Source organism: Rhodococcus sp. ARC_M6 (genome assembly GCF_022810305.1).
Lineage (GTDB): Bacteria > Actinomycetota > Actinomycetes > Mycobacteriales > Mycobacteriaceae > Rhodococcus_F.
The window spans coordinates 111,210-124,781 of the sequence record NZ_JALGQH010000002.1; the positions used below are offsets into that span (position 1 = coordinate 111,210).

Below are 13,572 nucleotides of genomic sequence, written 5' to 3' on the forward strand. Positions count from 1 at the left end.
AGCCCGACATCTTTACTGATGTCGGGCTGCGGCCATGTGTATATCCAATCGGAATCAGTCATGCACCCAGTTCGGCGATCATCTGACTCAATGACGCAGCAGCCAAAGCCAATTCGCTCTCATTCGGAGGGTCGCCGCCGGATGGCAGCTTGTCGAAGAGCTGCTCCCGCGTCACCACCGAGATACCGTCGACCTGGAAACCTTCCTCATTGGGATCCAAGATTTCGATTCCACCGCCTACCGCCACGAGTTCCGCATGAGCAGTACTGTTCAAGAGGTCACGAAGGTGTTCGACCGTCACATTCAGATTGATCATGCGCATCTCTTCTCACGTCGACAGCTCCGAATCCGAGTACTCCACACGTACCCCCAGACTCGGACTCGAAAACCGAGCGCAGATCGACAACCTCCCCAAAAACGGAACAGGCCCGGCGTGCAGGCCAATCGTCATCCCTCTGCCATCACTCCGAAGGCCAAGGCCAGCAGCGCAGCACCACACATCGACGGCCCATGCGGGAGGCGCGATCGCCGCGCCAACACACCGGCCACCACCAACGTGAACAGCGGAGCCAACAGCGCCGCAGACAACCACACCTGCGCGCCGGCCGACCCGGTGATTGCGCCCAGTGGAAGTGCTAGCTTCACATCCCCCGCACCCAGGGAAGTCGATGAAACGACATGCGTGACGAGGTGCATCCCCGCGAGCATGAAAGAACCAACCACCGCCGCCCACAGCGTTCCTGTAAACGCGGCGCCAACCAGAACGACGAGATACGCGGGCAGAGTGAAACTGTTGGGCAGCCGCCGAACCGCGACATCAACGGACGAGACAGCGACGCACCACCACACCAGCACAAGGCCGGAAACAAGCTGCACCGCAGAAGAATTCGCTACACCGACAAAGATCCAACCAGCCGCGACGCACAACTCCGGCACGCCTCGTCGAACTGAAAAGCCTGCATAGAGGTTTCGGCGCAACCAACCGTCGGCAAAAAGGCGCGCACCGACGCCAGCGCCAAGTCCGGCTACAACCAACATCCACATGGGAACGAGCATGCAGCGCAACGCCTGGCGCAGCAGAACTGGAAATCGTGTTGTGGACTACCCCAACACTGTGGATAAAGCTAAGCGATCGCCGCAGCCATCGCTTCTCGCGGTGCGGGCTTGCCGGTGAACTGCTCCACCTGGCCGAAGGCTTGATTGAGCAACATCGCAAGGCCACCGATCACGGTGCCACCCGCCGCCTCGACGGCCGAGGCAAGGGGCGTCGGCCAAGGGTTGTAAATCGCGTCGAGAACAAAACGCGCCTTGCCGAGTTCCGCGGCAAATGGTGCCGCCGCATCCGCTGGAATTGTGCTGACAAGAACCGCCGACGCGGCGCAGACCGAACCAAGACGGGCATCGTCGAAGGAAAGAAATTCAACATCCAATCCGACAGCAATGCCACAGTCGATGGCACCGGACGCACGGACGCGATCGCGGGCGACCAGAGTCACGGATCGAACACCCATGTCCGCCAAAGCAACCAAAGCGGGCCGCGCGGTACCGCCGGCGCCGACAACAATCGCGGATGCTCCGGTGAGATCCCCGACGCCACCGGCGATCAAGGCACCGCTGACGCCGTCGACGTCGGTGCAGTCAGCTCGCCAACCACCGTCGATGCGGACCAACGTGTTTGCCGATCCGATGACTACAGCACGGGCAGTGCGTTCCGACGCGTATTCGAGTGCCGCGATCTTGCCAGGCATGGTCACCGAAAGACCGACCCACTCGGGGCCCAATCCGTCGACAAGCGCCGGCAATTGCTCACCGGTGCACTCGATCCGCTCGTAGCTCCAGTCCCCTAGCCCCAATGCTTCGTACGCCGCACGGTGCAGCAACGGCGACTTCGAATGCTCAATGGGGCTACCGAGAACTGCGGCCTTTCGCGCACTACCGACCACTGTCGAGAATCCCGCTTTCCTGCGCTAGAACGATATTGGCGAGGTGCTCGTCGTAGCTCTTCGTGAAGAGAGTTTCGCCCTGCTTGTTGATGGTCACGAAGTACAGCCAGTCGCCGGGTGCCGGAGATTCGACTGCCTTGAGCGCGTCAATACTCGGCGATGCGATTGGTGTGGCCGGCAAGCCTGGCATGGCGTAGGTGTTCCACGGTGTGACCCGAGCACGATCGGCATCCGTGGTGGCAACCTCGGTGGTATCGAGCGAGTAGTTGACGGTGGAGTCGAACTGCAGTGGCTGATCGACGGCCAACCGGTTGACGATCACTCGCGCAACCTTCGACATGTCGTCGGTCAATGCTTCGCGCTCGACCAGCGACGCCGCGACAAGCAATTCGTACGGAGAGAGTCCGACACCGGCACCGGCCTTCAGAATGCCTGTCCCCTCGTACATTTCGGCACTGCCTTGAACGAGAGTTCGCAGGATTTCCGTCGGCGTTGCTGTCGGATCAAAATCCCAACTGCTGGCAGCAATCAAACCTTCGAGTTGGCGATCCTTGTCCGGAACACCCTTCACCGACGTGATGGCCCAACTCGGAACACCCAATGAAGCGAGGTCCGAAGATGCTCCGGCAGTGTTCAATTCGTCAGCAGAGACACATTTTTGGGCAGTGGCACTGCCAACGCAACTGGCCTCTGAAATGAGGTTGTAGATGCCCTTCTTGAGGGCACCGGTCTGCGCGTCAGCGGTGTCGTGAAGCTGACGACCGGCCGCAACCACAACCAGGCCCACGCGGGAGGTCGGGGCAACCAACGAGTTGAGCGCATCGGAAGCCTTGCTCTGCACGGGCACCTGATAGAAGCCCGGCTGAACTTGCTGGATTTCGGCCGAGTTCTTCACGGCGGCGTTGTAGAACGCTGCAGAACTGGCAACCACGTTCTTTGCGGCCAGCGTCGCACCGATCTCGGAAGCCGTCTCACCTGAATTGATCTGGATCACCACGGGAGCCCCACCGGGCCCGGCAAAATCTTCGGCCGCCTTGTTGCGGTCCATGTACCAGGTGGCGCCGTAAGCACCGACGCCCAGAATTGCGATCACCAGGAAAAGAAGCGCGAAGACACCGACCTTCTTGCCACGCTTGGCGCGCTTGTTCTGCGCCTCACGTTGCTTGCGTGCCTGGGCCCTCGACATCTGCGGAGGGGCGATGGTCTGCGGCAGCGCACGCATGACCATGGTCTCGTCGTTGTCGAAATCAAATGAACGCGCCGGGCGCTGGTGCGCTTCACCGTCGTCCCACCGCTGGTTCACAGATCTTCCTCCGACGCAGGCGCGTCCCCCGACGACTCCCCTGGTTTCACTGCTCTACTCCGCTCGTCCAGCCAACCCTGCAGAATTTCTACCGCCGCAGCCTGATCGATCATCGGACGCTGACCGCGAGCTTTGACTCCGCTTTCGCGAAGGTTGCGCGCAGCCGTAACCGTCGTCAGTCGCTCGTCGGACAGTCTCACCGGGATCGGATCAACAGCCCGCTGCAGTCGTTTGGCGAATGCAGTGGCGATGCCGGCGGCTTTACCTTGCTCACCGCGCAGCGTCTGTGGCAGTCCGACGATAACCTCCACGGCCTCGTATTCGGACACGATGTCGATAATTCGCCGGATATCCGGCGCGTCGGGCCCACGTTCTTTGGCTCGGGGAACCGTTTCGACGGGTGTCGCCAGAATTCCGTCGGGGTCACTGGATGCAACCCCGATCCGAACACTGCCTACGTCGATCGCGATGCGTCGGCCGCGGCCTGGGTCGTCGAGACCGGGGCGATCGGGGCCCTGCAGCGCCACCACCGTTAGCTGCCGCCCGCCAGTTCTGAGACCCGGTCCCGGATGGCATCGAGCGCCGCCGTGATTCCGGAGGCGTCGGAACCCGACCCCTGAGCCATGTCAGGCTTTCCGCCGCCGCGGCCACCGATCTTGGGTCCGAACGAACCGACGAGGTCGCCGGCCTTCACGCCGAGTGCCTGAGCTGCCTTGCTGGAGGCGACCACAAACGGAACCTTGCCGTCGATGTCGCCGAGCAACGCGACCACTGCGGGCTCGGAGCCGAGACGGCCCTTGATGTCGGTGACAAGCGCGCGGAGGTCGTTGCCGCCGACGCCCGCCGGTGCGGGTTCAGCGATGACGAGCACGCTTCCGATGCGCTTTGCCTTCTCGACAAATTCGCCGGCCGAGGCGAGAACAGCCTTGGCCTTGGCCTGCTCGAGTTCCTTCTCGGCCGCCTTGAGGCGCTCGACAAGTGCCTCGACGCGAGCCGGGACCTCTTCGGACGGAACCTTCAAGGACGAGGACAGGCCGGCGAGAAGCGCACGCTCCTTAGCCAGGTAGCGGTACGAATCCAAACCGACGTACGCCTCGACACGGCGAATGCCAGATCCGACGGACTGCTCACCGAGGAGCGTGACCTGACCGATCTGAGCGGAGCTGCCGACGTGAGTACCGCCGCACAGTTCCATCGAGAACGGGCCACCGATTTCGACGACGCGAACCTCGTCGCCGTAGTTTTCACCGAAGAGAGCCATTGCGCCCATCGACTTGGCCTTGTCGAGGTCGGTCACAAACGTGTTCACTGCAAAGTTGGACGCAACTGCCTCGTTGGTGACTACTTCAATTTCCTGCTTCTGGGACTCGGTCAGAGCGCCCTGCCAGGAGAAGTCGAAGCGCAGGTAGCCGGGCTTGTTGAGCGAGCCGGCCTGCACGGCGTTGGGGCCGAGCACCTGACGCAGTGCCGCGTGCACCATGTGGGTACCGGAGTGGCCCTGGGTTGCACCCTTGCGCCATTCGGCGTCGACGTGAGCGAGGACGACGTCGCCCTCGGTGATCTCGCCCTTCTGGACCGTCACCTTGTGTATCCAGACCTTCTTGGCGACCTTCTGGACGTCGTTGACCTTGGCTTCGAGGCCAGGCGCCGTGAGCGATCCGATGTCGGCGATCTGTCCGCCGGACTCTGCGTAGAGCGGGCTGCGGTCGAGGATGACCTCGATGGACTGACCGGCCGTGGCCACGGGCACCCGAACGCCGTCGACAATCAGTGCGAGGACGTGAGCCTCGGACACCAATTCGTTGAAACCGGTGAATTCGGTGGGGCCGCGATCGAGCAGTTCCTTGTAGACCGAGAGATCGGCGTGTGCGTGCTTGCGGGCACGAGCGTCGTCCTTGGCGCGCTTGCGCTGCTCGGCCATGAGCGTGCGGAAGCCGTCCTCGTCGACCGAGAGACCGGCTTCGGACGCCATCTCGAGTGTCAGGTCGATCGGGAAACCGTAGGTGTCGTGCAGGGCAAATGCCTGGTCGCCGGCAATGACGGACTTACCGGAAGCCTTGATGGTTTCGGCAGCACCCTCGAACAGCTTCGAACCCGAAGCCAGTGTCTTGAGGAAAGCGGTCTCTTCGCCGACGGCAACGTTTTCGATGCGCTTGAAGTCGGTTTCGAGAACGGGGTACGACGGAGCCATCGTGTCGCGGACGACAACCATGAACTCACGCATGGTGGGCTGCTCGCTGCCGAGCAACTTGGCCGAACGCACGATACGACGCAGCAGACGGCGCAGGACGTAGCCGCGTCCGTCGTTGCCCGGGTTGACGCCGTCGGCAATCAACATGGCAGCGGTGCGGGCGTGGTCTGCGATGACGCGGAAACGAACGTCGGACGTGTGATCGGCACCGTAAACGCTGCCGGTCAACTCAGCAGCCTTCTCGATGACGGGACGCAAAAGGTCTGTCTCGTAAACGTTTTCGACGCCCTGGAGCAGGAATGCAACGCGCTCGACACCCATGCCGGTGTCGATGTTCTGCTTCGGCAGCGGTCCGAGGATCGGGTAGTCGTCCTTGCTGATGCCCGCACCGCGCTCGTTCTGCATGAATACGAGATTCCAGATCTCGATGTAGCGATCCTCGTCGGCTTCCGGACCGCCCTCGATGCCGTACTCGGCGCCGCGGTCGTAGAAGATTTCGGAACACGGGCCACAGGGGCCGGGAATGCCCATGGACCAGTAGTTGTCGGCCATTCCGCGGCGCTGGATGCGCTCCTCGGGAAGACCGACCTCGTCACGCCAGATTGCGAATGCTTCGTCGTCGTCATGGAAGACGGTCGCCCACAGGCGCGTCGGGTCGATGCCGTAGCCGCCGTTGTCAACGGAACCGGTGAGCAAAGCCCACGCATGCGAGATGGCTTCCTTCTTGAAGTAATCACCGAAGGAGAAGTTGCCGGCCATCTGGAAGAACGTGTTGTGACGGGTGGTGATGCCCACCTCTTCGATGTCCAGGGTGCGGACGCACTTCTGCACCGACGTGGCGCGGGTGTACGCCGGCGTCTGCTGGCCGAGGAAGTACGGCACGAACGGAACCATGCCGGCGTTGACGAACAGAAGGTTCGGATCGTCGAGAATCAGCGACGCACTGGGGACCTCGGTGTGGCCGGCCTTGACGAAGTGGTCGAGGAATCGCCTGCGGATCTCGTGGGTTTGCACTAACCGGTCCTTACCTTCATGAGCGTCGAACTGTCGCTGTCCAGCGTAACCTGCACCCCACTTGCAGCTTTAACCCCGCACGATTCGACGCAGTTTTCCCACCCGATCAGCGATCTCTCGCTCGTTACCGTGGGCGGTGGGTCGGTAGTAGTCGACGCCGATCAGCTCGTCCGGCGGATATTGCTGCCTCAGAACACCGTCACGAGCCTCATGGGGGTATTTGTAACCAACCGCATTGCCCAATTGCTCGGCACCCTTGTAGTGGCCGTCACGCAGATGCGGCGGGACCAACCCTGATTTACCTGCAGCTACATCGGCCATGGCAGCTCCGAGCGCCTCGATGACTGCCCCCGATTTCGGTGCCGTTGCCAGATGGATAGTTGCCTGCGCCAGAGCCAGCCGAGCCTCCGGCATACCGATCAACTGCACGGCTTGAGCTGCAGCCATTGCCGTTTGCAATGCCATCGGATCGGCCATGCCGATGTCTTCACTCGCGTGCACCACCAACCGGCGGGCAATGAATCGCGGGTCTTCCCCGGCCGTCAGCATTCGTGCCAGGTAGTGCAATGCCGCGTCGACGTCGGAACCTCGAATGCTCTTGATGAACGCGCTGATGACGTCGTAGTGCTGATCCCCGTCGCGGTCGTAGCGAACGGCGGCCTTGTCGACACTCGCCTCTACCGTCGCGAGATCAACCACGACGGGTCCGGATGATGCACCAGCCGTGTCGATGGCTGAGCCGGCGGCCGCTTCGAGAGCCGTGAGGGCGCGTCGGGCGTCTCCGGACGCCAGACGCACCAAGTGTTCCATCGCGTCGTCGGCGATGGTGATTGCGCCGCCGAAGCCTCGCTCGTCGGCGACGGCGCGCTCGAGAAGCTCTTGGATATCCGCGGCGGTGAGCGCCTGCAACTGCAGAACCAGTGACCGCGACAGCAGTGCCGACACCACGGAAAACGACGGGTTCTCGGTGGTGGCACCGACCAGCAGAACGATCCGGTTCTCAACCGCGGCCAGCAAGGCGTCCTGCTGCGTCTTGGAGAAGCGATGGACCTCGTCGATGAACAACACCGTCTGCTCACCGTTGAGAAGGCGTCGGCGGGCCAGTTCGATGACTCCGCGAACTTCCTTGACACCGGCGGACAGGGCGGACAATGCCTCGAACCGTCGACCCGTCGCCCCCGAGATCAACGACGCCAAGGTGGTTTTGCCAGTACCGGGCGGCCCGTACAACAGCACCGACGCCGCGCCGGAACCCTCGACCATCCGACGCAGGGGCGCGCCGGGCCCGAGGAGATGTTGCTGTCCCACTACCTCACCGAGAGTGCGTGGGCGCATCCGAACCGCCAGCGGAGCGCTAGACGACACCGACGCCAAAGCCCGCTCGGCAGCCGAGACAACGTCAGGCTCGTCCACTGCCTCAGCCACTTCAGGAGTGGCCTCGAACAGACCGTTGTCATCCATCACGCTGTCCTCAGCTTGCCAATCGCTCACAAAACGACGCTACCGGAGGGCACCGACGTAATTCATTGGATAGCGTGTGGCCATGAGCACCTCCGAGATCGCCACCGTCCTCGCGTGGCACGACGCACTCAACTCCCAAGACATCGACACACTCCTGCAGTTGTCGAGCGACGACATCGAGGTCGGCGGGCCGAAGGGGGCCAGCCAGGGGTTGGCGGCGCTGCGCGAGTGGGCGACCAACGCCGGTATCACCCTCGTTCCCGGCAGGATGTTCGTCCACCACGGAATTATCGTCGTGGAACAGACCGCGACGTGGACCGCGGAGCCCGATAAGTCCGCCACGCTCGCTTCCGCATTCCGGGTGGTCGAGGATCAGGTCACGTCGACGTTCCGCCATCCTGATCTAGTAACCGCGCTGGGAGCCACCGATCTGTCCGAGGCCGACGAGGTCACCGACAACTGACATCAAAAAGAGAAAACCACCCGTGCGTCGGCACGGGTGGTTTCTTAGTTCCGGATTGAAATACTGATCTCATCAGCCGTGCGCACGGAGCGCAGCGAACACTTCACGGGCATGGGCCTCGACGTCCGTGTTGCCACTCAGTTGTGCGGAGCGAGCCAAGCGAGCCCACCGCCCGACCAGCGCTTCGGTTCGGGGAACCGACAGGTAATGCTCACGCACGGCCGCGATTCTCGAGTGATCATTGGGCAGGAACAGATACGTGCTCAGCCACACCCAGATGAGCTGAGCCTCGACCAGGCGTCGTCCCAGCTCGGCTTCGTCGGCCAGCGCCGGCCACATCCCCACAACTTCGGCACGCCACGCGTCGACCATTGCCGACGCTCGTTCTTCGGTCAGGTCGATATTGCACAGGCAACCCGGGAACGACACGAGCGCATAGGTGATGTCGAGGACGGCGTCGCGGTATCCGCCCCACTCGTAGTCGAGGAACCGAACGCCTTCGCCGTTGACGATGATGTTGTCCGGGCACAGATCGGACGGACTGAATGCCCGGAACCGTCCGCCGCTGAACAAGTTCTGAGCGTTCTGGACCTGTCCGAGAACGCTGGGCGCAACGTCGACACCAAGAAATTTGGACAGCATCGACGGCACATTGGCAACGACGCGGCTGACTTGATCGGCAACTTCGTCGGAGCTGTGAGCGACCTCCGCGCGCCGAAGCAGCGCGGTGAAGTCTTCTTCACGACCGACGGTGGCAGCATGCATGCGGCCCATGGCTTGAGCCATCGCCATCAACGTGTTGGTGACGGTGTCTTCGCCGGCGTCCTCGAGCAGGACACTGATCGCGGTGGCGTCACCGAGATCGCTGAGCACGAGGAGCCTGGCATGCAAGTCGTAAGCCAGCAACTCGGCGCCGGGCCGTGCATCCTGAGCCAGTGCATTGGCGAATTGGTAGGACACTGCCTCCCGCAGGAACGCGGTGTCGGGATCGAATACCTGCGAAACTTCTGCCGGCGGCGTCACGCCGTTCTTCACCCCGAGGTAGGGATCACGGACTTGTTTGATCACGAGGGTGCGAGGTAGCGAAAACGGGTTCTCGGCAACTCTCACGCGGAGCACGATTGTGCGGCCACTTCCACCTAGATCTGTGGGATCTACGAGGGTGACGGGTGCCCCTGTACGGCGTGTCAGCAACTGCTCGGCAGCTGCCACGACTTCGGATACGGGGTCTGCCAGTAATACGGTCATCGCTTCATAACTTACCCGTTAGTGACGACAATCATGCGTCCCCGCCGCTGCACTTACGGTGAATTCGGGTCGTCGACCAGACTTGAAATGCCTTTCAGGGCGGCAGCAAACTCCTGGTCGGCGCGGGTCCTGACCCACAGCACCAACGCGCAGGCAGTCACAATCCCCAGCATGTTGACAGCAAGTTGGAGGGAAGACAGTCCGGCAATTCGCCACTCACCGTTAGCAGCGGCAACCACAGCAAATCCTGCAGCCGGGACTGTGGTGACCGAGATGAAAACTCCGACGAGGGCCGCAGACTTCTCCGACAGCAAAGCGAGCATCCCGGCGGCACCGGCCAGCAGCGCCACCACAAACGAGATGGGCCCCACCTTGTAGACAAAATCAACCTGATGCAAAGTCTCGAGGCTCCCGACGTCCATCCAGCCGAACATCTTCACCACGAACGTGGCCAACAGGGTCACGCCCATTGCAATCGGAAAAGCGACGACGAGCGCAAGAATCGAGCGCCGACGCAGCTTCCGGTCACGCCTGACCAATGCCACCGCAAGCGCTGCCAGCGGACCGAACTCCGGCCCGACCACCATGGCACCAACAATGGTGATCGGCGAATCCGTCACCACGCCGATTGCCGCCAGCAGGCAAGCGATAGTCAGGAAGGCGACAAACACCCGATTGAGAGTTGATTCCTCACGAGTATGAGAGAGGAGTTCCTCCCACACGATGGAATCTGCTGCGTCGCCCGGTGCATCATGCTCAGCCTTGCGGGCCGCCGCCGACAGCACCGTTTCCACCGGCACCATCGTCACGCCGCCATCTTCAATGACATCGAGGGCCTTCAATGCGCTCAGGACCTCGTTGGCGCACTCCCGCGCAACATCGGCCTGCACCATGTCGCCGCGCGGTTCAACCGCGGCACCACGGAACACGACAATGTGCGTCGCGCCCGGTTCCGCCTCGAGCGCACCGAGAACTTCCTCGGTGCGCTCGGACGGGCAGATCACTCTCATATGCAGCATGGTGATCTGCAGTCAGCTCTACTTGCCGTCGGCAGTATCGCCGTCGGCCTTCTTTTCTTCAGCCTTCTTTTCGGGCTTCGCGTCGACGCCCGATTCCTTACGCTGCTGCGCGGTGATCGGAGTCGGTGCATCGGTGAGCGGGTCGACGCCGCCACCGGACTTCGGGAACGCAATGACCTCACGGATGGAATCCATGCCGGCGAGGAGCGCGGTGATGCGGTCCCAACCGAAGGCGATGCCGCCGTGCGGCGGAGCGCCGAAGGCAAAGGCGTCGAGCAGGAAGCCGAACTTGTCCTGCGCCTCTTCCTCCGAAATACCCATCACCTTGAACACTCGTTCTTGAATGTCCTTGCGGTGGATACGAATACTGCCGCCGCCGATTTCATTGCCGTTGCAGACGATGTCGTAGGCGTAGGCGAGCGCAGTGCCGGGTTCGGTATCGAACGTGTCGAAGAACTCCGGCTTGGGCGAGGTGAACGCGTGGTGCACCGCGGTCCAGGCCGAGTAGCCGAGGGCAACGTCGCCCGAGGCCGTGGCGTCGGAGGTCGGCTCGAACATCGGAGCGTCGACGATCCAAACGAAGGCCCAGGCCTTGGGATCGATGAGATCCTTCTTGCGTGCGATCTCGCCGCGAGCAGCACCGAGGAGTGCGCGCATCGGCTTGGTTGCACCGGCGGCGAAGAAGACGCAGTCACCGGGCTGGGCGCCGACGTGAGCGGCGAGACCCTCACGTTCGGCATCGGTGAGGTTCTTGGCGACGGGGCCACCGAGGGTGCCGTCTTCGCCGACCAATACGTACGCGAGGCCCTTGGCGCCGCGCTGCTTAGCCCATTCCTGCCACGCGTCGAGCTGCTTACGCGGCTGGCTCGCGCCGCCCGGCATCACGACGGCGCCGACGTACTCGGCCTGGAACACGCGGAACGTGGTGTCCTTGAAGAAGTCCATGCACTCGACGAGTTCGATGTCGAAACGCAGGTCAGGCTTGTCAGAGCCGTAACGACGCATTGCCTCGTTATAGGTCATGCGCGCGATCGGCGTCTTGATCTCGTAGCCGACGAGCTTCCACAGTGCCGACAGAACTTCTTCGGCCAACAGGATGATGTCGTCCTGGTTGACGAAGGACATCTCGATGTCGAGCTGAGTGAACTCAGGCTGGCGGTCGGCGCGGAAATCCTCGTCGCGGTAGCAGCGAGCAATCTGGTAGTACCGCTCGATGCCGCCGACCATGAGGAGCTGCTTGAACAGCTGCGGGCTCTGCGGGAGCGCATAGAAGCTACCGGGCTGCAAACGTGCCGGCACCAGGAAGTCGCGAGCACCTTCGGGGGTGGAACGGGTGAGCGTCGGGGTTTCGACCTCGACGAACTCGTGATGCGCCAGCACACTACGTGCAGCGGCATTAACCTTGGAGCGCAAGCGAATTGCGTGTCCGGGGCCTTCGCGACGCAGGTCCAGGTAGCGGTACTTCAGACGCGCTTCCTCGCCGACCTGATCGTCGAGCTGGAACGGCAGAGGTGCACTCTCATTGAGGACCTCGAGCTCGGTGGCGTTGACTTCGATTGCACCGGTGGGGATTTCGAAGTTCTGGTTGCCCTCGGGGCGAACTTCGACCGTTCCGGTTACGCGAACGCAGTATTCCGCGCGCAGACGGTGAGCCTGCTCGGCCACCTCACCTGCCCGGAAAACTACCTGCGCAACTCCGGATGCATCACGAAGATCGATGAAGATCACTCCACCATGATCACGACGCCTGGCTACCCAACCGGTGAGCGTTACTGTCTGCTCTGCCTGCTCGGGTCGCAATGAACCGGCGAGATGTGTGCGCAGCACGAGATTCCTTTCGAACAACTTCAATAACCGACAACCGACTACTTTGGTCTGTAATCCTACGGAGCTAACAGCCCAGAGCGGAAACGCGGACCCGCATCGCATGCGAAGCTATCACCAGAAGTGACAGTCAGCACTTGTTCTCGAGAACAGAAAGCGACACATATGACCTTCAACGAGGGGGCCCGCGGCGAAGCGGGGCGCGTTCAAGTTCAGGGCGGCGGGGGCGGTAGCCGCGGCAGCAAGATGGCAATTGGCGGTGGAGCAGGCGGCATCATCGTACTGATCCTCGCGTTGCTGTTCGGCGGCGATCCCGGTTCACTCTTGGGCGGGTTGAGCAGTTCCACAGATACCGCCAGCTCGTCGACGGGCCTCGCCTCGGTCGACGATTGCACCGGCACTGACGCAAACAAGGACGTCAACTGCCGGGTGACGTTGACCGTCGGCAGCCTCGACGACGTCTGGGAACAGCAGCTGATCAAGCAGACCGGGACCAAATATGTGCGCCCGGAGGTGGTTCTGTTCAGCGGTTCGGTCAACACCGGGTGTGGCCAGGCGTCGAGTGACGTGGGTCCGTTCTATTGCCCGGCCGATCAGACCGCGTATTTCGATACAAGCTTCTTCCAGCTCCTGGTCGACCGTTTCGGGTCCAGCGCCGGACCGTTGGCCCAGGAATACGTCGTGGCCCATGAGTTCGGTCATCACCTCCAGAACCAACTCGGCGATATCGGGCGGGCACAGTCCGACCCGCAGGGTGAGCAGTCCGGTGCCGTCCGCACCGAACTTCAGGCGGATTGTTACGCCGGAGTCTGGGCACATTACGCCGACACCATTCCGGACGAGGTGACCGGACTCCCCTTCCTGAAGCCGTTGACGCAGACCGACATCCGCGACGCACTGTCAGCAGCGTCGTCCGTGGGCGATGACCGAATCCAGAGGGCGTCGACTGGTCGGGTCAACCCCGAGGGCTGGACCCACGGTTCGTCCGATCAACGACAGAAGTGGTTCGCCGCGGGATACAAGACCGGCCAGGTATCGGCGTGCGACACATACTCGGCACGCGACCTGAACAACCCCCCGGCGCTCGTCAAGTAACTTCGAAGCCA

The 13,572-nt window shown here is 62.4% G+C and carries 12 protein-coding genes; 2 read left to right on the forward strand and 10 right to left on the reverse strand.

Annotation, left to right across the window (positions count from 1 at the left end):
* Positions 1 to 58: 58 nt before the first annotated feature.
* The 7 genes from MTX36_RS03370 to MTX36_RS03400 all read right to left on the reverse strand — a co-directional run bounded on the left by MTX36_RS03370 (position 59) and on the right by MTX36_RS03400 (position 7,912).
* Positions 59 to 316, reverse strand: a complete 258-nt coding sequence (locus MTX36_RS03370; protein WP_243618344.1) for a hypothetical protein — start codon at positions 314 to 316, stop codon at positions 59 to 61.
* A 131-nt stretch (positions 317 to 447) separates the two neighbouring features.
* Entirely contained in the window at positions 448 to 1,056 is a 609-nt protein-coding gene (locus MTX36_RS03375) for an A24 family peptidase (RefSeq protein ID WP_243618345.1), read from the reverse strand.
* Between the two features lie 68 nt (positions 1,057 to 1,124).
* Positions 1,125 to 1,943, reverse strand: a complete 819-nt coding sequence (locus tag MTX36_RS03380) for a shikimate dehydrogenase (protein ID WP_243618346.1) — start codon at positions 1,941 to 1,943, stop codon at positions 1,125 to 1,127.
* On the reverse strand, positions 1,933 to 3,246 hold the full coding sequence (mltG, locus tag MTX36_RS03385; RefSeq protein WP_243618347.1) for an endolytic transglycosylase MltG: 1,314 nt from the start codon (positions 3,244 to 3,246) through the stop codon (positions 1,933 to 1,935). Before mltG ends, MTX36_RS03380 begins: the two co-directional genes overlap by 11 nt.
* Positions 3,243 to 3,776: a Holliday junction resolvase RuvX gene (gene ruvX, locus MTX36_RS03390; protein WP_243618348.1), complete on the reverse strand. Its 534-nt coding sequence runs from the start codon at positions 3,774 to 3,776 to the stop codon at positions 3,243 to 3,245. The genes mltG and ruvX overlap by 4 nt, the downstream gene beginning before the upstream one ends.
* A 2-nt stretch (positions 3,777 to 3,778) precedes the next feature.
* The gene (gene alaS, locus MTX36_RS03395) at positions 3,779 to 6,451 is read right to left on the reverse strand and encodes an alanine--tRNA ligase (RefSeq protein ID WP_243618349.1); all 2,673 of its coding nucleotides are present in this window, start codon (positions 6,449 to 6,451) and stop codon (positions 3,779 to 3,781) included.
* 69 nt (positions 6,452 to 6,520) lie between these two features.
* The gene (locus MTX36_RS03400) at positions 6,521 to 7,912 is read right to left on the reverse strand and encodes a replication-associated recombination protein A (RefSeq protein WP_243618633.1); all 1,392 of its coding nucleotides are present in this window, start codon (positions 7,910 to 7,912) and stop codon (positions 6,521 to 6,523) included.
* An 82-nt stretch (positions 7,913 to 7,994) separates the two neighbouring features.
* On the opposite strand from MTX36_RS03400, the gene MTX36_RS03405 reads away from it, so the two are divergent.
* Positions 7,995 to 8,375: a nuclear transport factor 2 family protein gene (locus MTX36_RS03405; protein ID WP_243618350.1), complete on the forward strand. Its 381-nt coding sequence runs from the start codon at positions 7,995 to 7,997 to the stop codon at positions 8,373 to 8,375.
* Between the two features lie 72 nt (positions 8,376 to 8,447).
* On the opposite strand, the gene MTX36_RS03410 is transcribed toward MTX36_RS03405, so the two are convergent.
* From MTX36_RS03410 to aspS, 3 genes are read right to left on the reverse strand one after another with little or no spacing between them, the layout of a single operon-like run.
* A complete protein-coding gene (locus MTX36_RS03410; RefSeq protein ID WP_243618351.1) occupies positions 8,448 to 9,623 on the reverse strand; it encodes a kinase in 1,176 nt (391 codons plus the stop codon).
* Between the two features lie 53 nt (positions 9,624 to 9,676).
* Positions 9,677 to 10,642, reverse strand: coding sequence for a DUF389 domain-containing protein (locus MTX36_RS03415; RefSeq protein ID WP_243618352.1), 966 nt, complete (start codon positions 10,640 to 10,642; stop codon positions 9,677 to 9,679).
* Positions 10,643 to 10,660: 18 nt separating this feature from the next.
* Complete coding sequence (gene aspS, locus MTX36_RS03420; RefSeq protein ID WP_243618353.1) at positions 10,661 to 12,469, reverse strand: aspartate--tRNA ligase; 1,809 nt, start codon at positions 12,467 to 12,469, stop codon at positions 10,661 to 10,663.
* Between the two features lie 162 nt (positions 12,470 to 12,631).
* Between aspS and MTX36_RS03425 the strand changes: the two genes are divergently transcribed.
* Entirely contained in the window at positions 12,632 to 13,561 is a 930-nt protein-coding gene (locus tag MTX36_RS03425; RefSeq protein WP_243618354.1) for a neutral zinc metallopeptidase, read from the forward strand.
* Positions 13,562 to 13,572: the final 11 nt, after the last annotated feature.